Consider the following 19,851-nt stretch of genomic DNA (forward strand, 5'->3'; position numbering starts at 1 on the left):
TTAATCCCTCGGCAACTCGAGAACAAAACAACGATAACGCCCATCATCATCAGGAGAGTCGAGAAGTAACTTCGCGTTATGATAAGTTGCAACTTCTGCTGCGATGAAAAGCCCCAACCCTTGCCCCCTAGGACGTAGAGAAAACCCTGCGCTGAAAATTCGATCTTTGTCTGCGGGCGATATGCCTGGGCCTGTATCACTAATAGAAAGCGTTTTAGACTCTGGATCCAACTCGATTCGGATCGCCGATTGCTCAGTAGAGACTTTGCTCTTTTCTTTCAACCAGTATATTGAGTTGGTGATCAGATTTTCGATAGCCAGACTGACAAATCCTCTAACCATTGTTACTTTTACGGGCCGAAGCGCGCTTTCGTTAGATATACATAACTCGCACGTAATTTCATGCCTCTCAAATCGGGCTGCATAGCCATCTACTATTGTTTCTAACAACGCGACTAGATCAAACTCTTCCTTGCGATGACGACCAGAAGGGGTCAGAGGGTCGAGTTGCCGTAACCGAGTGTTAATCGCTTTAATCTCGGCATCTAACTTTAAGAGAAGCGCTTTTGTCTGAGGAGACTCATCCTTGGACAGCTTTTGGAGAAGCTGTCTAGTGTGCCCAGTAGTCCTGGTCAGCTCATGCAGTACTCCAGACATCACGGTACCGACGCCTGCTAGCTCAAGAATATCTTCTCTCCTCTCACTCGCTTGCTTGCTCGCGTCCTCAAACTTTTTTACTTCATTCTTTATCAGGTGCAGGTTCACCGATATAGATTGTATGGTTTTCTTGACCTCAGGGGAAACTTTTGAGCGTATCTCAGCCAAACCCTGTTCCGCTTTGGCAACCCTAGTCCGGATCGTCGCTGGAGCACTTTCAACCAAATCATCTAACTCAGTTTTTTTCTCTTCCCGCCCCTCTTTGTCTATATACCTACGCAGTTCTCCTATCGCGAAATCGGTCAATAGCTCACGAACTAATACAGTTTCCCGCGAGTCAATTAGTCCTTCACGATTTGAACGATCGATCAGATTTGGATTCAGCGTGCGCGTAATTTCAAGTGCACCGACCACTTGAATTCGATTGACTGCAAAACCACCGCGCTTTAACGCCGAGCTATCAAGCCCAAGCCAGTCTTCGCCAGTTGATTGACCGGAAAATCCAACCCGAAATCCGTCCCGATAAATGGCGATCCCGCCGCTCCACAAATCTAATTCCTGCTTAGCCGCCTTCCAGCTACCATGTAATGTTGCCTGCTGACGCAGTTTATCGCGATTAAACCACCGAATGACGGCTCTAAATGGCCCAATTTTATCAAGCTCGTCTTTCGTAGCCTCTAACTTAGTAGCTACTTCAATTATCGTCCGTCGTGTGACATCAGGGTCTTTCCCTCGCTGATAATCAGTGAGTTTGGTTTCTACTATATTATTCGCGTTTTTTCCCATACCTTCCGGATTGAATTCGAGTTCAAAGTCTATTTGAACGAGGTCAGTCAGAACCTTTTTCATTCCTTCGATTGGGATTCTCTGCCCACCATTGAAATGAACATCTATGGGAAAACTTATGGGGCTTTTTTTATTATCTGCTGTCGCAAATGGACTCTGAAGCCTACGCAAGAACTTACCAACTAAGTCCGAGCGAATTTTTTCCTCGGTCCAGGTGTTCTTGAGGGCAAAAATCTGAATCAGTGTTCCTGATGAACTGCTGCGAGGAGGTAGAGTTGACAAAATACCGAGAGGTATATCACCAATTTCCTTATCAGGATCATCAAACATACGCCAGTCAAATTTTATCTTGTGCGCCACCTTGGTATTTTCCCAAGTGGTCACATGCGCAACCCCACCTAACCGCATCATCGCCAGCCGACCAATCCCCTTATTACCTTGGATTTTTCGACTCAGATCCTTGCTGTTTTGAGTATGAAGCTTCGACGGGGTACCGATGGTAAGAAAAACTGACAACAAGTTCTTCTTACTCATCCCAATGCCAGCGTCTTCTATTGAGATATAGTTAAGAGTGTCTAGGATACGCAGCGCTTCAAATCTGAACTTAACGAATTCAAATTTGCGAATTTTCCTTTCCGCTTCCTTCTTGACTTCCCCGTCTGGCTGCTCAAGCAGCGCTGCCAACAAACGCTCAGCGGCCAATGCCACTACAGACTTCAGACCAACATTATTTTTTATAGCGCTTAACTTGTTGCCTATCTCTTCGACAAGCTGATGAGGTATAGGATTTACTATTTCTATTTTTACTCGAGGAGACTCGGCATCAAACGAATTTTTTATTAATTCATTCACTGCAACTTCATCCGAGGTGATGAGCTCTGCGCCGAGGTGAACGAGGGTTCGGGCTGCTACGGAAAACTTCGCCACTGATTCAGATCCTTGAATTTTGAGTGAAATGATGGATGAGGTTCACCTAGAAGCCGGGGTTCGCCGAAAATCCCATCACTGATACCATAAGAAGACATGCCTGAGGACCTATCAGCCGTAGCTACGAGCTGAACGTCGACGCCAAATGTCAGCTCGAGCGAATTACCCAATATTAATTCATCGTCAGACCAACCTGCAAAAATTAGCTGAACGTCCGCGCGGATTACCGGGCCAACGCGCTAGCCAAGCTATCAGAGAATTCATCCCTAGGTTTTGGCGCCCCCTCATGCGCCACCCGAGGTAATCGAGAGAGTCCATGAGTTTACTAGACAGCATGGAAGCCTCCTCCCCAGATACCTCATCCGCCTATGTGATGCAGTTCGACTGGAGCTAAGCAGGCCTGTTGGTTCGCGACCTGTTCAGGCGCATTCAAGCTGCAGGTGACATCAATGAGCAAGCCCTGTATTAGGCACTGAATAGCCACTTACTTTGTAGGTGTTAATTAATCGCTGCGGCCTGTGGAGGCAGATGCAGGGCAGAACCAGGGCTGTTACCAAACAGGTTTGCGCATTTGATTATACCTGGCCATGTTGAAAAAATAGCACAAAGGCTGGGCTGCTATGCCCCCGACCACGCAGCTCCAAAAATGATAGGGAGAAGGCTACTGGCAACATGGCTCATCCCTGCGCGACAGAAATTTGCAGCTAGGTAGAGGCGATGCGTCCGGCACCGATGTCCATCAGTGTCAAAGCTCTGCACGGGAAATATGAATTGCCCTCCCTGCAAATACACCTGATGGTCAATGCTCGCGTAAAAGCGGTTTTCAGCATCGACGCGTGATAATGTGCCCTAGTCTCCGGGCCAAACTTCCGGCTACGTCCATGAGGGTACTACCGATAACGATCAACACACTCCAGAAATTCTGTCCTAGGGCCTTGAAGCCTTTGCGCACTACAGAGGTCTCGATCCCCCCAAATAACTCGCGACTAGAATGGGAGATTTTAATTCCAATGAATAGTGGAAAAAGTAACGCAAGGTATGCCCATCGCTCATTTATCACGGCTTTTTGACTCTCGTACCGTTCTCTAGCTTTGACTTCAGCATTCCAGTGATAGTTAACGTAGGGCAATACACCTTCGACTGACAAAAGATATTGATCGAAAATATCCGCCTCTCCTTTAAGCAAGCCTGGATGCTGATTCAGCTCCACAGGAATGGGCTGACAATCTGGATCCCTGTTGCTGCCCCTACAATAGTTTTGATTGTAAACTCGAACAGCATTGATTATTTGCTGACTGTCAATACCTTGCGACCGTAGCAATTGGAACACGTACGTAGAAGACGGAGCATCTTTATATTTACGCCCGACCCAATTTTCCTGCGCTTGCTGATTAATATAAGCACGCGCTTCAATTACCCAGGCACAAAGTATTGGATTACTGACAGCGAATGACACTTCGCGGCATCGCACCGAAGTTTTTGCAAATTGCGGTTCAAGCAACGAGAATCCAGTCGACAAATCCTTCTCATGCTGGGCCGCGTTATCAGCCGTGCTCTTGAGGCTGCCATCAGACACGTAGAACACCACTGCAGTCAGCCCGAGCAGGTACCAGAGGTGATCAAATGCACTCTTGCTCTTCTTGCCAGCTCTCATCGCATGCAGAAAAAGAGTCGAAATCGACCAGCTAACAAGCAAGAGCAGGATTGAATTGACCAGTGCACCGTGGACACTGCCTAACTGATCCGATCCCCCAGAGCCAATGACGTAAGTATCGGGGACGACAGCCTTTATGCTGTACAGACCCGACAGAGAAAGCAATCCTGGTATGAACCAAACCAAAGTAATCATGACTGCCAGACGCGGGGACAGCACCCGTGCAGCCAGAACATTAAGCAAGTAGATCACTGGTAGGAGAAGAAGATAAAGCGCGGCTACAGACCGAATGATGCCGAAGTCCATGGTCATCCCCTGCCATATACTGGCCCATCCCATAGCCTGAAAATTCTGCATCAGCGAGTAGGAGCCGGTCAAGACAAGCGAATAATAGGGAAGCGAAAACTGTAAAAACCACTGAGACATGACACCCTCATATACAAAAAAATCGCCTGCTCATGGCCTAAAATTCGAATACGTCCCGGCCTAGGCGATGCCAACGAATTCGGGCTGAAAACTAGAAATTGAGATTTTTAATCTACTGACAACCGATCTAACCTGTATCAATCCATATCGGCAAACACCAAGAGCCACCATTTAGCCATTATTACATAATTTTTCAGAAGGTGAGCAACGTGACGCACGTATAGCCACCGGACTCAGAGGTCTGGCAATGGAAATGCAACCGCCCCTATCTACCGCTCTTAGCTTACAGAATGATCTCCTCCTGAACTGCTCGAACATCTAGTGCATTGCACCTAATCCTTAGCCATTCCTGAGGAAAAAAACCACCTTCGAGTGGCTTTTTTGAATTGACTTGCTTTCTCGTACCCCACGTTAGGAATTAGCAGATTCCCGTTGTGACCACAGAAAGCTCGCCGGGGCACTCCGGGCCTGCAACAGGTGAGCATTGGGCACAGGCCATGGATCGCCGATCTCTAACGCATCTAATAAATCCGCCCAGTACTGAATCATCCTACGTCTCGGCTCGACGTATTCTGCATGATTGTATGCGGCCCGAATTTGATTGGTATCAGCGTGTGAAAGCTGCGCCTCAATCCACTCCTCTACAAAGCCAACCTCGTTGAGCGCCGTTGAGATGGTGGCTCTGATGCCATGGCCGGTTTGCCGTCCTTTGTACGCCATCCGGCTGATCGCGGTGTTAAGGGTATTTTCACTGATCATTTCCTGCGTTTCGTATCGGTGAACCAGCAGATAGCGCGCACCGCGCGCCCTTAACTGCATCAGCCTCCGCACAATTGCAATCGCTTGAGTAGACAGTGGGATCACATAAGGCGGGATCTCATTCCCTTGGGTTCGAACACGACTCCGGAGTTGCATCACACCCTCCAGTGGCACCAGCCAGACGGCGTGCAAGGCGTGTTGATGTCCCTGCAAATGGTGATGTTCGCCTACCTCGGCGTCGAGATGATCGCGGTAAAAGCCTTCGGTGAGTTCGAGTTCTGGTTCGCCCTGATCAAGATCCCTCCCCTTGTCGAGGTCGAATTGGTCTGGCGTGGCCGCCCGCAGCTCTCCTGTACGCACGCCCGTCAGCAGCAATAGACGGATAGCAAGCCGTGTAGCTTCTACACACTCGTAGAGAGCGACGGCCTTGAGCAATCCTGGAAGCTCACTTACCTGGAGAAAGGGATTATGGCGAACTGGTCGCGGCGTCTCGGCAACGATATCAAGGTCTGCAGCTGGGTTCACATCAATTAGCCCCTCCGCCATAGCAAAACGGAAGATCTGGTTGAGCCAGGTGCGTACCTTTCGAGCAGATACCAACGCCCCTCTGCGCTCAATTCGTCTAATGAGTTCCAGCACATCACCACGAGAAATCTCCGCGATTGGAAGATCGCCCAAACACGGCAGCATGTCCTTCTTCAGGTATTTGCTGGCTTGCCCAGCACTGCCCTTCTTACTTTTCGTCAGCTTTTTACATCGGAACTCATGCCAGCGATCAGCAACCGCTTCAAACGTGTTGTTGGCGGCGTGAGAGGCTTACTGCCGATCGGCACGACAATGAGATCGGGGATCGATATTGTTGGCCACCAGCGCACGTGCAGCCTCTTTCCGCTGACGAGCCTCCTTGAGACTCACGTCAGGATAGATGCCGAGGGAAATACGCAATTGTTTGTCATGCCAATAGAAACGGAAATGCCAGCGCCTCGAACCCGTCGGGGGCACTTGCAGAGACAAGCCATCTCCATCGGTTAACGTCTATGGCTTGCTGGCGGGCTTGGCTTGCTTGATCGCTGTATCTGTCAGAGCCATCAGACACCTCCTTTTGCATCAAGGAGGGGAATACAACTCAGCGGTAGACGGACCAATACGAAAATTGATGTGCAAGGAATCGTAAAAGGCTGTGCCAGCGGTGTACTTAAATGTGTACTTAAAAACCGTGGCTGGGGATGGATTCCGGTGGAATTCAGAAAACGAAAAAAGCGGCTCAAGCCCGCTATTTCCGTGACTTCCAGGCGTTCAGTGGGCCTTAGTGGAAGCAAATATGGCGCAGCGGACGAGACCCAAACACAACCACGCCTCTCAAATGGCAAAGCTATTTAGATCAAAGATATCCGTGGGAGTAAATGTAGGAGTATTTTTCAGGCATGAAAAAGCCCAATCTTCTAAAATTGGGCTAACTCATTGAAAAATATGGTCGGGACGGAGTGATTCGAACACTCGACCCCTAGCACCCCATACATAGGGTCACTGAATGTTCAAAATTTATCCTTCAGCCATGCCTGCCGGATGAATAAAAAACCCGGCGCGAGGCCGGGTTAACCACCCTCTCCAGGACACAGCCCCCAAATGAGAGGGATGGAGAGCTGACAAGAGAGTGCGGGGACGAGATATTGCCAAATGGTGCCATTCTGCGCAACAGAAGCCTATCTCTGTCCCTCTCCAACATTTCATGTAACTCGTGAACTCCACGCGTTCAGAAGTAGCTCGTGCAAGATGCACTTAAACAAGCGGCAACATCCGTGGTCACCGCTCGAAGACAGTACCTCAGAGTGAGCCTAAGGCAGTGCAAACGATCCGTGCAGTAACGTCGAAATTCTCCAGAGTGAGCACATCGATTGGCGAACGCCCCTTCAGTCGCTCATGAGGCTCACAGACGGTCCGATAAAGCCTCCACGCATCGACATCCGGAAACCGCGCTAAGGCAGCAAGTATCAATTTGTGCCGCAGTGGGTCAAGCTGCCAATCGGGAATGCGCTGACCGCGATTCCCCAAGCTCAGGGATAGCAGGCGCCGAGCCTTGATATCGCGGTTGATCTGATCCCGGGATTTGCCTGCCAGTTTGGCGAAGACAAGCAGCGGCAAATTATTCGAAGCTTCATAGGTGGCTAGCATCTCGGCCCGCTGACGTTGTATCTCAGATACTTGGGGTTCGTGCAGCTGTTCAGTCTGCGTTGGAGCAGGTAGGACAGGTGAATACTGAGCCGCGTTAAGGACCGGTTCGTTGCTGACGGAAATTTTGGAGGCTGGGACCGTCGTCGCGGGGAAGCCATCGCTGTACAGAACGGTGTTTGCGTTCGCACTTTCCAACGAAGGTAACGAAGCTGCACCCTCTAAACGAATGGTCAGCGGAGAACTCGCCGCTTTCAGCTGGCCCTGCCCCCACAGATCCAGACGGTTCGCCCAATCCTGCATCATGGTCCGGCGCTGCTCCACGTATTCCGCGTGATTGTAGGCCGCACTCACCTTGTCCGGGTCGGCATGAGAAAGCTGAGCATCCACCCACACCTTCGGATATCCGATCTCGTTCAGCGCCGTCGAGATCGTTGCCCTCATCCCATGACCGGTGAGTTGATCGGCATACCCCATCCGACGTAACGCGCCATTCAGCGTGTTCTCGCTGATGCGCTTGCTTAGATCGCTTCGATGCGTAAACAAGTAACGTTGAGCGGGGACAACTTGATCCAACAAGTGACGCACTATCTCCAGCGCCTGAACCGACAACGGAACAATGTAGGGTGGTACATTTTGAATCTGCTTACCTGGCTTCCGCATAGCTAGCTGGAGTTGTTTCACCACTTCCGCCGGTATGACCCACAAGCGCTTCTCCAGATCGAACTGGTCGGGTGTCGCCAACCGTAACTCACCCGTGCGGACACCGGTCAGCAACAACAATCGAAGGCCAAGCCGTGTTTGGTTGGCACCGCCGTAATTTCGGAGAGCAACCATCAATCCCGGGAGCTCATCCATACGAAGAAATGGATTGTGCGTAACAGGCGGCTTGGGGAGTGCAACCACATCAAGGTCTGAAGCAGGGTTGTGTTCCATCCCCTCGATTTTCACCAGCGCATAGCGGAACAATTGGTTGAACCAGGTCCGGCACTTTTCGGCCGTCGTTAAGGCCTTGCGCTGTTCGATTCTGCTCAGCAAATCGAGCAGATCATGACGACTGATATCGTAGATAGAACGCGCACCCAATATAGGCAAGACGTCTTTATTGAAAATTCGCAAGATCTGCGAGAGCGTGCTCTGGCGCCCTTCCTTCAGGCTTAGCCTGCGGAACTCCACCCACTGATTGAACACGGCCTCGAAGGTATGCTCCTTCGCGGCATGAACAGCAAGTCGCTGTTGTTTGCGATGCTCATAGGGGTTGATGCCCTGGGCAACCAAAGCCCGCGCCTCGTCACGTCGAGTACGCGCTTCTTTGAGTGTGATTTGTGGGTAGCAACCCAAGGACATGCGCTTCTGCTTGCCCGCCCAGTAATAACGGAAGAGCCAGACTTTTCCGCCCCTGGCAGTCACATTGAGAGTGAGACCATCACTGTCACCGAGGGTGTAGTCATTACCGGTGATTCGGGCATGCCGAACTGTCATTTCTGAGAGTGCCATCGCGAGCTCCTGAACAGAGTCAGGGCCAGATGCTCATCTCGCTAAACAATCTGCTCCAGCATTAAACCGATTCAGTGCTCGTCAGAATCCTGGACTCAATTCTGGACTTAAACGCACCGGATACTGCTGGATTTCAGTGGTTCCCGCTGGAACGAAAAAAGGGCCTAAAGGCCCTGATTTCAATCACTTACAGAATTCAGTGGAACTCTGTAGCGCAATATTTGGAGCGGGAAACGAGACTCGAACTCGCGACCCCGACCTTGGCAAGGTCGTGCTCTACCAACTGAGCTATTCCCGCAAATGGCGTCCCCTAGGGGACTCGAACCCCTGTTACCGCCGTGAAAGGGCGGTGTCCTAGGCCACTAGACGAAGGGGACACGCTACCCGGAACACATGGTGTGTGTTTCGGTGTCCAGATCCGCCTCCGTAGATTGGGTTCTGGTTTCACTCAGCACCGCCCTGAAGCGTTGCTGTTTAAAATTGGAGCGGGAAACGAGACTCGAACTCGCGACCCCGACCTTGGCAAGGTCGTGCTCTACCAACTGAGCTATTCCCGCATTGGCGTCCCCTAGGGGACTCGAACCCCTGTTACCGCCGTGAAAGGGCGGTGTCCTAGGCCACTAGACGAAGGGGACACACTACAACATTCACTCCCTGCCGCGTTTCGCTGTGTGCTTTACGCTGCAAGTGGCGCGCATTCTATGGATGGATTGAAAGGTCGTCAACCCCCAGATATAAATTTATTTAAATCAATGACTTCGACCTGCTTTACGGGCCGTTTCCGGCTTTTGCGTCGCCCGACGATTGACGCCTATATTCCGACACTCGCCAAGGCGTTATAGTCCACGGCACAGGTGATGGCAATCTGCACCCCAAGGGCCAGCATTTATATAAGCCGGTTCCTGGCCGATACAGATTCAGCTTCGCCGATCCAAACCCGTCGAGCGGCGCTAGGCTCCTCTAAGCCAAAGCCACTACACTCGCACGCGAACCCTATAAAGAGGTCTTACCGGTGACACCACTCATGATCACCCTGCTAGTCATAGCCGGGATCGCAATCTTGATCGCCATTGGCTACATGAACCATGTGGTGGAAAACACCAAACTGGAGAAGGCCCGCACCAAGGTCGAACTCAACGACCGCCTGCGCCGTTGCGGCGAACTGACCGAAACCTTCCCCGGCCAGTTCATGACCCCGGCCCTCAAGCTGCTGCTGACCCGCCTCGAGCTGAACGTCTGCCAGCGCCTGCTGAACCTGGAAAAGACCAGCGCCACCACCAAGGCCCGCATCACCGAACTGAGCGCCCTCGTCGCCCAGGGCGAATCGATCCCGGTGAACAACCCACCGGCGCCGATCCAGACCGAAGCCAAGGCCAAGGACGTCCGCTTCCTCCTCGAAGCCCTCCACGGCCAGATCACCCGCGCCGCCCAGGACGGCTTCCTGCCACCGAACGAAGCCAAACACTGGATCCGCGAAGTACGCCACATCCTCGTACTGCTGCACATCGAGTTCTTCAACAACCTCGGCCAACACGCCCTCCAGCAAAACCAGCCAGGCCAGGCCCGCCTCGCCTTCGAACGCGGCGTGCAATACCTGCGCAAACAGCAGGACCCGCAAATCTACGCCGAACAACTCCAATACCTGGAAAAACTCCTGGCCCGCGCCAACGCCCAGGTCATGGACAAGATTGCCCCGGTCGAAGGCGAAGAAAACCAACTGACTGCCGGCCTCAAGGATGTCGAGGCTGACGCGGACTGGAAGAAGAAAGTGATTTACGACTGAGTGCAGTCGGAGAGAGAAGCCACCGGGAGGTGGCTTTTTTATTGGCCGCGAGAAAGATCAAAATCAAAAGCGCCCTCACCCCAGCCCTCTCCCGGAGGGAGAGGGAGCCGACGGAGTTGCTCATCCCATGTTCGCCGACGTGACATACCGAGGTGAACACAGGTTTTAAAAAGCATACAACTCGCCCCCTGCTGCCTCTTCTGCTTTGGCTTTGGCTTCCCACCACTCAACACAATGAGCGTTAGCTCGAGTACCGCTCTTGACGTGCCGGCCCCATCGGAAGGCTGAGTGGAGGGATTTATCCGGGGGTGGGAGCGCAGCGACCGTGCGGCGAAGCCGCATGCATCGAGAGGAGGTGCAGCGAAGCAAACCGTAGGCGATGCCCCCGGATGAATCCCGGAACGAAGGAACCCCGAGCCTCAGCGAGGGGCCGAACGCCGGGGCCCAGCCTTTTGGTTCCTTTTTGGCGTTTGAAAAAGGGACTCGCCGTAAGGGCGAAACCGCCAGCGGCAACACCCGAAGCAACGGATATTCACCCCAAACAACCAACAACCTGGTCGGCCCCAAGGCCGCCAAGGTCAAAGCCGAAAATGCCCAACCATCCCCTTGAGCTCACTCCCCAACTGCGCCAGCTCAACACTCGAAGCCGCATTCCCCCGCATGGCAATCGAAGACTGATCCGCACTCGCCCGAATACTCGTCACACTGCGATTGATCTCCTCCGCCACCGAACTCTGCTCTTCGGCCGCCGCCGCAATCTGCTGATTCATCTGCTGAATCAACGAAACCGCCGCCGCAATACTCCCCAACGCACTCTCGGTCTGCAACGCATCACTCACCGCCAGCTTCACCAGCTCACCACTGCTCTGAATCTGCTGCACCGACGAATGCGCCGCCGAACGCAAGGCACTGACCAGCCGCTCGATCTCCTCGGTCGACTGCTGCGTGCGCCGGGCCAGCGCCCGCACTTCATCGGCGACCACCGCAAAGCCCCTGCCCTGCTCGCCCGCCCGCGCCGCTTCGATCGCGGCGTTGAGCGCCAGCAGGTTAGTCTGCTCGGCGACACTCTTGATCACCCCCAGCACCGTGCCGATGTTCTGGATTTCCGCACTGAGGCTTTCGATGCTTGAACTGGCCGACGTCGCCGAGTCCGCCAGTTGCTCGATCCGCGCCATGCTCTGACGCACCACCTGCTGGCCGCTTTCAACCTTGCCATCGGCAGTCTGTGCCGCAAGCGCCGCCTCTTCGGCATTGCGCGCCACATCGTGCACGGTGGCGGTCATCTGGTTCATCGCCGTGGCGACCTGTTCGGTTTCCTCTTTCTGGCTGCTGACCTCAAGGTTGGTCTGTTCGGTCACCGCCGACAGCGATTGCGCCGAACTCGCCAGCTGTTCAATCCCCGCCTGCAACCCACTGACAATCGTGCTCAAACCCGCGCCCATCTGCTGCATGGCCAGCATCAACTGACCGATTTCGTCACGCCGGGAGACCTCGATCGTTGCGCTCAAATCGCCGGCCGCAATCTGTTGCGCCACGTGAATCACGCTGCGCAACGGCGCCACAATCAGTCGAGTGATCACCCACGCCGCAATCAGCCCCACCAGCAACGCCAGCGCCGATGAGCCAATGATCAGCACTGAATTCTTTTTCAGTTCGCTCTGCATCGCGCCGTCTTGTGCGACATACGCCTGATCGACCCGCGCCACGACTTCGTCGGCCCGCTGGTGCAGCTGTTGATAGACCGTCTTTTCCTGGGCCAGCAACCCGGTGTACTCGGCAAGCTTGTCGCTGAAACCGGCAATGTGCCCGGAGACCTCATTGAGCACCGTCAGGTAACCCTCGTCCTTGACCGTGGATTTGAGCTGTTCAGCCTGGGTCTGAGCCTGGGCAGCTTGTTCGATATTGCCCTGGCCGACGCTGTCGTCACCCTTGCGGCTCTGATCCAGGCGTACCCGCGCCTCGTTCATTGCCTGCAACATCAAGCGTGAAACCTGACTGACCTGGCCAGCCTGTTCGATGAATTGCGCCCCGTCCTTGCCCTCGCTGTCTTTCAGGGTGTACGCGCCGTCGTCAGCCAGACCGGCCTGCAACACATCGAGATTGTTGGCGACACTGGACACCGACCAACTGGCCATTTCCAATGCGAGGTCCTTGGCCTGGGACAACGAGACGAATTCATCGAACGCCTTGCGGTACGCGCCCAATGACTGTTGGACGTCGTTCATGACCGACTCATTGCCCGGCGACAAAATCTTGAGTTGGTCGGCCATGGCGATCAGACCGTCGACACCCTCATGCAAGGCATCGACGGTTTTCGAGTTGCCGTGCAAGGCGTAGTCCTGCTCCAACAGCCGCACCTTGAGCAGGCCACTGTTGAGCGAGGACATCTGCTTGAGGCCGTCGAAGCGCTGACTGATGGTTTGCAGTGACCAGACGCCTATGGCTGCCACCAGTGCAGTCAGCAACAACACCAGCACAAACCCGATACCCAGTTTTTTTGCCATACCGAGGTTGGCAAAACGTCCTTGCACGGCCGAAATCATTGCGCGTAGTCCCCTGCCATAGTCTGTTGTCGAAGATTCGCAACGGCCTTGAAGCAGCACAAGTCTCTGGCGTCGGAATAATGGCAAAAAGCTACGCACGCGTCGTTTTCAGAACGCTTGAGGTCGATCCACGGTCGTGCTGCGAAAAAAATGTCGCGCCCTGGGATCACAGGCGTAAGCCACGTTGATGCGCTGCCAGTCGCAGGCTTCGCCACTGGGGCTGAACGAGGTTGCACAAGACAGCTGAACCCCGCAGCGTGAGGCTTGCCTGCGCAAATGCGCCTCATCGGCCAGCGGCGCGCGCGCCCAGATGAACAGCCCGCCCGTGGGCTTGCCGAATACTTCCCAGTCGGCATCTTCCAGGGCCTGCAACGCAGCCGCACGATCGGTATTGAGGCGTTGGCGCTGGCGCTGCACCAGTTTGCGATAGGCGCCGCTGGCCAGCATCCCGGCCAGCACCGCCTCGCAGAACCTTGAGGTGCCCATGCAACTGACCATTTTGACCCGCGCCATCCGCTCGATCAGCTCGCCATCGGCCAGTACGAAACCCACCCGCAGCGAACTGCTCAGGGTCTTGGAGAAACTGCCGACGTAAATCACCCGCCCTTCGTCATCCAGCGCTGCCAGTCGGGTGCCGCTGCCGTTGTGCAGGTCCGCGTAGACATCGTCTTCGATCAACTGCAGATCGTAGAGCCTGCTCAACTCCAGGATACGTCGGGCGACCGCCGGCAGCAGGCAACTGCCCGTGGGATTGTGGTGGTGACTGTTGATGAACAGCGCCGAGGGCCGAAACTGCTGCAATAACGCCTCGAGCGCCTCGACATCCGGCCCGCCTGGTGTGCGGCGAACCTCCAGCATCCGCACGCCGTGCAAACGCAGGAGATCGAATAGCGGCGCATAACCGGGGGTCTCGACCACCACGCAATCACCGGCCTTGAACAGGGTACGCACGATCAGGTCCAGTCCGTGGCTGGCGCCGGCGGTGGTCATCACCTGTTCTTCAGCGGCCTTGATACCCAGCAACCCCAGGCGCTTGACGATCTGTTCGCGCAAAGCCGGCAAGCCCAGCGGCGTGCTGTAGTTGAACAGGCTGGCCATGTCGGCGCGCGTCACCTGGCGGATCGCATAGCCGAGATCATCGGGTTCGCGCCAACTCTCCGGCAGGACGCCACTTCCCAGCGTCAAACCGCCGCGCCATCGGGAGCCTGTATCGCCCCCACCGCGCTCCCCCTCACACCCGGAGCCATCGATTGCCTTGCAGCAATCGGGCAACGAAGCCGCCACCATGAAACCCGAGCCATGGCGCGAGGCCAGAACCCCTTGCGCGACCAGGCGCTCGCAAGCCTCCATGACGCAGGACTGGCTGAGCAGATTGCACCGTGCGATCTGTCGCACAGAGGGCAGACGCGTCGTCGGCGGCACCTGCCCCTGCATGATCCACTCGGTCAACCCGTCAACAATCTGCTGTACGACCGGCACCATTGCCTGTCGGTCAATTCTCAATTCCATGAGCACGCAAACTCCTGTCCGTTTTGCTGGCGGCAGTAAATCACAGCCAAGCCCTCCAGGCTGTGCGACAAAACCGCCAAAAGCCTCCGTTCTCAACATTTGAAACACATTGTTTAGCGGATACACGGAACCGCTCTCGAGGCGAAAAAAAACCCGCCGGTGGGCGGGTCCTTTTTTTGTATCAGTCGACGCCGCCTTAGAAGGCGGTCACGCCACCATCCACGGCCAGCGAATGGCCGGTGGTAAAGGCCGCACCGTCGCTGCACAGGTACAGCACGGCGCTGGCAATTTCCTCGACCTTGCCGATGCGGCCGACCGGGTGCATCGCGTTGGCGAACTCGCCTTTTTTCGGATCTGCTTCATAGGCGCGACGGAACATGTCGGTGTCGATCACCGCCGGGCATACGGCGTTGACGCGGATTTTCTTCTTGGCGTACTCGATGGCGGCAGATTTGGTCAGCCCGATCACCGCATGCTTGGACGCCGCGTAGATGCTCATCTTCGGCGCGGCGCCTAGTCCCGCCACAGAAGCGGTGTTGACGATCGCCCCGCCGCCCTGAGCCAGCAGCAACGGCAGTTGATACTTCATGCACAGCCAGACGCCCTTGACGTTGACGCCCATGATCGCGTCGAACTCATCCATCGAGCCTTCGGCCAGCTTGCCCTTCTCGATTTCGATCCCGGCGTTGTTGAAGGCATAGTCGAGACGGCCGTAGGTATTGATCACCTCGTCCATCAGATTTTTCACTTCGCTTTCGACGGTCACGTTGCAGCGCACGAAGGTCGCTTCGCCGCCGGCTGTACGAATCAGCGCCACGGTGCCCTCGCCCCCGGCCGCATCCAGATCGGCCACCACCACTTTCAGACCTTCGGCGGCGAATGCCTGTGCCGTCGCGCGGCCGATGCCGTTGGCCGCGCCGGTGACGACGGCTACCTGACCGGAAAACGTCATGCTCATTGTTATGTCCTCGAATGCGGGGGGATTGATGAAGGCAGCATAGCCACAGGGGCCTGAGTGACGTCAGCACTATCAAACGGCCGGTTAGCCTTTCATGAATCGCAGTGATGAAACCCCGCAGGGGATTATCACCGCACTGGATCAACCTGCATTCGCCCCGTGAGCCAACCTTGCGGCATCGTCCATGAAGGTCTATCAACAAGGCTTCATTCAATTCGAGTGCCTGTCATGACCAACCAGACCAATCGCCAGTTCCTGCTCGCCAAACGCCCGGTGGGCGCCGCCACCCGCGAGACCTTCACCTATCAGGAAGTACCGGTCGGCGAGCCGGCGGCGGGGCAGATTCTGGTCAAGAACGAATACCTGTCCCTCGACCCGGCCATGCGCGGCTGGATGAACGAAGGCAAATCCTACATTCCGCCGGTGGGTCTGGGCGAAGTCATGCGCGCGTTGGGCGTAGGCAAAGTCGTCGCGTCGAACAATCCAGGGTTTGCCGTCGGCGACTACGTCAACGGTGCCATTGGCGTGCAGGATTATTTCCTCGGCGAGCCAAGAGGTTTCTACAAAGTCGATCCGAAACTGGCGCCGCTGCCGGTTTATCTGTCCGCACTGGGCATGACCGGCATGACCGCCTACTTCGCCCTGCTCGATGTCGGCGCACCGAAGGCCGGCGACACCGTGGTGCTGTCCGGCGCTGCGGGCGCGGTGGGCAGCATTGCCGGGCAGATTGCCAAGATCAAAGGCTGCCGAGTGATCGGCATCGCCGGCGGCGCGGACAAGTGCAAGTTCCTGATCGATGAACTGGGCTTCGACGGCGCCATCGACTACAAGAGCGAAGACGTGCTCGCCGGTCTCAAGCGCGAATGCCCGAAAGGCGTGGACGTGTATTTCGACAACGTCGGCGGCGACATCCTCGACGCCGTGCTGAGCCGTCTGAACTTCAAGGCACGCGTGGTGATCTGCGGCGCAATCAGCCAGTACAACAACAAGGAAGCAGTCAAAGGCCCGGCCAACTACCTGTCGCTGCTGGTCAACCGCGCGCGGATGGAAGGTTTCGTGGTGATGGATTACGCTGCGCAGTACGCCAGCGCAGCTCAGGAAATGGCCGGCTGGATGGCCAAGGGTCAACTCAAGAGCAAGGAAGACATCGTCGAAGGCCTGGAAACCTTTCCGGAGACCCTGGGCAAACTGTTCAGCGGCGAGAACTTCGGCAAACTGGTGTTGAAGGTCTGAAAACAATGAAGGGAGCCATCCGGCTCCCTTCTTTGATGCTTCAGCTGTTCGCTCAGGCCAGTTCGGCAACCACCGAAGCCAGCGCCTTGGCCGGGTCCGCCGCCTGGCTGATCGGACGGCCGATCACCAGATAGTCGGAACCGGCATCCAGCGCCTGACGCGGGGTCAGGATGCGACGCTGGTCGTCCTGGGCACTGCCCGCCGGACGAATTCCCGGGGTCACCAGTTGCAGCGACGGATGCGCGGTTTTCAGCGCCGTGGCTTCCAGCGCCGAGCACACCAGACCGTCCATCCCGGCCTTCTCGGCCAGTGCCGCCAGACGCAGCACCTGCTCCTGCGGCTCGATGTCCAGACCGATACCCGCCAGATCCTCACGCTCCATGCTGGTCAGCACGGTCACGCCGATCAGCAGCGGCTGCGGGCCGCTGCGCTTGTCCAGCTCTTCACGGCAGGCCGCCATCATGCGCAGGCCGCCGGAGCAGTGAACGTTGACCATCCACACGCCCATCTCGGCGGCGGCCTTGACCGCCATCGCCGTGGTGTTGGGAATGTCGTGGAATTTAAGGTCCAGGAATACTTCAAAACCCTTGTCACGCAGGGTGCCGACGATTTCCGCGGCGCAACTGGTGAACAGCTCCTTGCCCACTTTGACCCGGCACAGTTTCGGGTCCAACTGGTCGGCCAGCTTCAGTGCGGCGTCACGGGTAGGGAAATCCAGGGCGACGATGATAGGAGTCTGGCAGGCGGACATGGATGGGCTCTCAGGCAAGTCGAAATCGGCGCGCATTGTAGCGGAACCGGCGACGGCGCGGCACCCGATGATCGGTAAATCGTCGCGCCAACCGTGATCAGCATAGCTTTGCAGGGTATTGTGTCGAACCCGATACACAACCGACACGCCGGCAACATGCGCCCGCGCTAGCCTCGCCAGCCGCAACAAGTCCTTACAGCAGCCCTTCCCGCCTCACGGCCGGACGCCTATGCTGAAACCACAACCTCGCAGCCTATCTTTGTGGTTGGCGGCCTACTGGCAGATGAACAGCCTCATGCACAACTCCCAAGCCTCCGTGAATGACGAGCAGAAAGACGACAAGCGCTGGAGCATCCGTGCCCTGATCGTCGACGATGACGTGCCGATCCGTGAACTGATGATCGACTACCTGGCCCGCTTCAACATTCACGCCAGCGGCGTCACCGACGGCGCGGCCATGCGCCAGGCGATGCAGGCCGAACATTTCGACGTGGTGGTGCTCGATCTGATGCTGCCCGGTGAGGACGGTCTGTCGCTGTGCCGCTGGCTGCGCGCAGAGTCCGACATCCCGATCCTGATGCTCACCGCCCGCTGCGAACCCACCGACCGGATCATCGGCCTGGAGCTGGGTGCCGATGACTACATGGCCAAACCGTTCGAGCCTCGGGAACTGGTGGCGCGGATCCAGACAATTCTGCGTCGGGTGCGCGACGACCGCACCGAACAGCGTGCGAACATTCGCTTCGACAACTGGCGCCTGAACAGCGTCCTGCGTCAGTTGATCGCCGACGATGGCCTGGTGGTGCCGCTGTCCAACGCCGAATTTCGCCTGCTCTGGGTGTTCATCGAACGTCCGCGCCGGGTACTCAGCCGCGAACAGTTGCTGGACGCTGCCCGTGGCCGCTCGATCGAAGCGTTCGACCGCAGCATCGACCTGCTGGTTTCGCGCCTGCGGCAAAAACTCGGCGACGACCCGAAAGCCCCGCAACTGATCAAAACCGTGCGCGGTGAAGGCTACCTGTTCGACGCGCGAGACATCGGCTGATGCGGGCGCGCTTCGACACGCTGTTCGGCCGCCTGTTTGGCGTGCTGTTGGTGGCGATCGTCCTGGCGCACTTGCTGGCCTTTGCCTGGTTCCGCCTCTACGGCCCACCGCCTCCACCTCCGCCGCCGGAGTTTTCGGAAAGCCTCGACGGCAAGCAGCCGCCACAGGATCCGCGCTACCCGCCCCGTCCGCCGCGCCCCTGGTTCGGCGGGCCGATCGTGCCGCTGACCTTCCAGTTCATCTCGCTGATCATCGCCGCCTGGTATGGCGCCAAGCTGCTGACCCGACCGATTCAGCGCCTGAGCGATGCAGCCGAACGCCTGAGCGAAGACCTCGACAGCCCGCCGCTGGACGAAACCGGCCCCCGGGAAGCCCGGCAGGCCGCACACACCTTCAACCTGATGCAACACCGCATCCGTGAACAGGTGCAGCAGCGCGCGCGGATGCTCGGCGCCGTCTCCCACGACCTGCGCACCCCGCTTTCGCGACTGAAACTGCGCCTGGAAAACATCAACGACGACAAGCTGCAAGGCCAGATGCGCCAGGATCTGGACGACATGATCGGCATGCTCGACGCCACCCTCACCTACCTGCACGAACAGCGCACCAGCGAAGCCTTGCAATTGATGGACGTGCAGGCGCTGGTCGAATCACTGTGCGAAAACGCCCAGGACCAAGGTGCCGACGTGCAGGTCAGCGGCCACTGCGCACCCTTGCAGGTGCAACCGATGGCACTGCGCTCGTGCATCAACAACCTGATGGACAACGCCCTGCGCTACGCCGGCCAAGCGCACATCGAACTGCAAGACCAGCGCGAACAACTGCTGATCCGCGTCATCGACCACGGCCCGGGCATCGCGGCTGACAAGCGTGAAGCCGTGTTCGAACCGTTCTTCCGCCTCGAAGGCTCACGCAACCGCAACTCCGGCGGCGTCGGTCTGGGCATGACCATCGCCCGGGAAGCGGCGCAACGCCAGGGCGGACAACTGACCCTGGAAGAAACACCCGGCGGCGGCCTGACTGCCGTGATCCAACTGCCTCGCCACTGAACCTGACTGTGTACCGGCCGGTACAAACCTCACATACCCACGACACCTTGCGCCTTGAGGCTGCATAAGCCGGTACACCCACCGGTTTTCCAGTCCAAGGAGTGA

12 protein-coding genes, 4 tRNA genes and 4 pseudogenes are annotated in these 19,851 nt (G+C 56.4%); 5 read left to right on the forward strand and 15 right to left on the reverse strand.

The features are described from left to right. The 3 genes from KJY40_RS22570 to KJY40_RS29755 form a co-directional block, all read right to left on the reverse strand. On the reverse strand, positions 1–2,370 hold the full coding sequence (locus KJY40_RS22570; protein ID WP_220556841.1) for a sensor histidine kinase: 2,370 nt from the start codon (positions 2,368–2,370) through the stop codon (positions 1–3). Positions 2,371–3,193: 823 nt separating this feature from the next. Further along, positions 3,194–4,450, reverse strand: a complete 1,257-nt coding sequence (locus KJY40_RS22575) for a hypothetical protein (protein WP_220556842.1) — start codon at positions 4,448–4,450, stop codon at positions 3,194–3,196. Positions 4,451–4,861: 411 nt separating this feature from the next. Further along, on the reverse strand, positions 4,862–5,365 hold the full coding sequence (locus KJY40_RS29755) for a tyrosine-type recombinase/integrase (RefSeq protein ID WP_342593387.1): 504 nt from the start codon (positions 5,363–5,365) through the stop codon (positions 4,862–4,864). A gap of 21 nt (positions 5,366–5,386) precedes the next feature. Between KJY40_RS29755 and KJY40_RS29895 the strand changes: the two are divergent. Next, a pseudogene (locus KJY40_RS29895) lies at positions 5,387–5,470 on the forward strand (hypothetical protein); the annotation flags it as partial. Positions 5,471–5,725: 255 nt separating this feature from the next. Here the strand turns inward: KJY40_RS29895 and KJY40_RS29765 are convergent. The 7 genes and pseudogenes from KJY40_RS29765 to KJY40_RS22605 all read right to left on the reverse strand — a co-directional run. Continuing rightward, positions 5,726–5,989 (reverse strand): annotated as a pseudogene (locus tag KJY40_RS29765) (tyrosine-type recombinase/integrase); the annotation flags it as partial. Positions 5,990–6,025: 36 nt separating this feature from the next. After that, positions 6,026–6,229, reverse strand: a pseudogene (locus KJY40_RS29770) (Arm DNA-binding domain-containing protein); the annotation flags it as partial. Positions 6,230–7,033: 804 nt separating this feature from the next. Further along, on the reverse strand, positions 7,034–8,875 hold the full coding sequence (locus tag KJY40_RS22585) for a tyrosine-type recombinase/integrase (RefSeq protein WP_220556843.1): 1,842 nt from the start codon (positions 8,873–8,875) through the stop codon (positions 7,034–7,036). A 222-nt stretch (positions 8,876–9,097) separates the two neighbouring features. Continuing rightward, positions 9,098–9,173 (reverse strand) — tRNA-Gly (locus KJY40_RS22590). 3 nt (positions 9,174–9,176) lie between these two features. Continuing rightward, positions 9,177–9,252 (reverse strand) — tRNA-Glu (locus tag KJY40_RS22595). A gap of 104 nt (positions 9,253–9,356) precedes the next feature. Further along, positions 9,357–9,432, reverse strand: a tRNA-Gly gene (locus KJY40_RS22600). A 2-nt stretch (positions 9,433–9,434) separates the two neighbouring features. Continuing rightward, positions 9,435–9,510, reverse strand: a tRNA-Glu gene (locus tag KJY40_RS22605). A 389-nt stretch (positions 9,511–9,899) separates the two neighbouring features. On the opposite strand from KJY40_RS22605, the gene KJY40_RS22610 reads away from it, so the two are divergent. Further along, positions 9,900–10,658, forward strand: coding sequence for a hypothetical protein (locus tag KJY40_RS22610; protein ID WP_011335462.1), 759 nt, complete (start codon positions 9,900–9,902; stop codon positions 10,656–10,658). Positions 10,659–11,236: 578 nt separating this feature from the next. Here the strand turns inward: KJY40_RS22610 and KJY40_RS29775 are convergent. The 4 genes and pseudogenes from KJY40_RS29775 to KJY40_RS22625 all read right to left on the reverse strand — a co-directional run bounded on the left by KJY40_RS29775 (position 11,237) and on the right by KJY40_RS22625 (position 15,668). Then, positions 11,237–12,118: a methyl-accepting chemotaxis protein gene (locus KJY40_RS29775; RefSeq protein WP_371857318.1), complete on the reverse strand. Its 882-nt coding sequence runs from the start codon at positions 12,116–12,118 to the stop codon at positions 11,237–11,239. Then, a pseudogene (locus KJY40_RS29780) lies at positions 12,098–13,201 on the reverse strand (HAMP domain-containing protein); the annotation flags it as partial. The gene KJY40_RS29775 and the pseudogene KJY40_RS29780, both read right to left, overlap by 21 nt. Positions 13,202–13,309: 108 nt before the next feature. After that, positions 13,310–14,710 (reverse strand): aminotransferase-like domain-containing protein, encoded by a 1,401-nt coding sequence (locus KJY40_RS22620; protein WP_230732953.1) that lies wholly within the window; start codon positions 14,708–14,710, stop codon positions 13,310–13,312. 196 nt (positions 14,711–14,906) lie between these two features. Continuing rightward, a complete protein-coding gene (locus tag KJY40_RS22625) occupies positions 14,907–15,668 on the reverse strand; it encodes an SDR family oxidoreductase (RefSeq protein ID WP_007917441.1) in 762 nt (253 codons plus the stop codon). 228 nt (positions 15,669–15,896) lie between these two features. On the opposite strand from KJY40_RS22625, the gene KJY40_RS22630 reads away from it, so the two are divergent. Beyond that, a complete protein-coding gene (locus KJY40_RS22630) occupies positions 15,897–16,901 on the forward strand; it encodes an NADP-dependent oxidoreductase (protein ID WP_085730437.1) in 1,005 nt (334 codons plus the stop codon). Positions 16,902–16,953: 52 nt separating this feature from the next. Here the strand turns inward: KJY40_RS22630 and pyrF are convergent, their stop codons facing one another. Next, positions 16,954–17,652, reverse strand: coding sequence for an orotidine-5'-phosphate decarboxylase (gene pyrF / locus KJY40_RS22635; protein ID WP_007960372.1), 699 nt, complete (start codon positions 17,650–17,652; stop codon positions 16,954–16,956). Positions 17,653–17,947: 295 nt separating this feature from the next. Here pyrF and KJY40_RS22640 point away from each other — a divergent pair, with 295 nt between their 5' ends. Next, positions 17,948–18,697 (forward strand): response regulator, encoded by a 750-nt coding sequence (locus tag KJY40_RS22640; RefSeq protein WP_085607468.1) that lies wholly within the window; start codon positions 17,948–17,950, stop codon positions 18,695–18,697. Then, positions 18,697–19,746, forward strand: coding sequence for a sensor histidine kinase (locus tag KJY40_RS22645; RefSeq protein ID WP_230732955.1), 1,050 nt, complete (start codon positions 18,697–18,699; stop codon positions 19,744–19,746). Before KJY40_RS22640 ends, KJY40_RS22645 begins: the two co-directional genes overlap by 1 nt. Positions 19,747–19,851: the final 105 nt, after the last annotated feature.

This window comes from Pseudomonas fitomaticsae, assembly GCF_021018765.1.
Lineage (GTDB): Bacteria > Pseudomonadota > Gammaproteobacteria > Pseudomonadales > Pseudomonadaceae > Aquipseudomonas > Aquipseudomonas fitomaticsae.

Bases quoted from the DNA above. Each gene is read 5' to 3' on its own strand.
- KJY40_RS22610 (WP_011335462.1), top strand. From the start codon at position 9,900: ATGATCACCCTGCTAGTCATAGCCGGGATCGCAATCTTGATCGCCATT.
- KJY40_RS22645 (WP_230732955.1), top strand. From the start codon at position 18,697: ATGCGGGCGCGCTTCGACACGCTGTTCGGCCGCCTGTTTGGCGTGCTG.
- KJY40_RS22620 (WP_230732953.1), bottom strand. From the start codon at position 14,710: ATGGAATTGAGAATTGACCGACAGGCAATGGTGCCGGTCGTACAGCAG.
- KJY40_RS22625 (WP_007917441.1), bottom strand. From the start codon at position 15,668: ATGAGCATGACGTTTTCCGGTCAGGTAGCCGTCGTCACCGGCGCGGCC.
- KJY40_RS22575 (WP_220556842.1), bottom strand. From the start codon at position 4,450: ATGTCTCAGTGGTTTTTACAGTTTTCGCTTCCCTATTATTCGCTTGTC.
- KJY40_RS29755 (WP_342593387.1), bottom strand. From the start codon at position 5,365: ATGCAACTCCGGAGTCGTGTTCGAACCCAAGGGAATGAGATCCCGCCT.
- KJY40_RS22585 (WP_220556843.1), bottom strand. From the start codon at position 8,875: ATGGCACTCTCAGAAATGACAGTTCGGCATGCCCGAATCACCGGTAAT.
- pyrF (WP_007960372.1), bottom strand. From the start codon at position 17,652: ATGTCCGCCTGCCAGACTCCTATCATCGTCGCCCTGGATTTCCCTACC.
- KJY40_RS22640 (WP_085607468.1), top strand. From the start codon at position 17,948: ATGCACAACTCCCAAGCCTCCGTGAATGACGAGCAGAAAGACGACAAG.
- KJY40_RS29775 (WP_371857318.1), bottom strand. From the start codon at position 12,118: ATGCTGGCCATGCAGCAGATGGGCGCGGGTTTGAGCACGATTGTCAGT.
- KJY40_RS22630 (WP_085730437.1), top strand. From the start codon at position 15,897: ATGACCAACCAGACCAATCGCCAGTTCCTGCTCGCCAAACGCCCGGTG.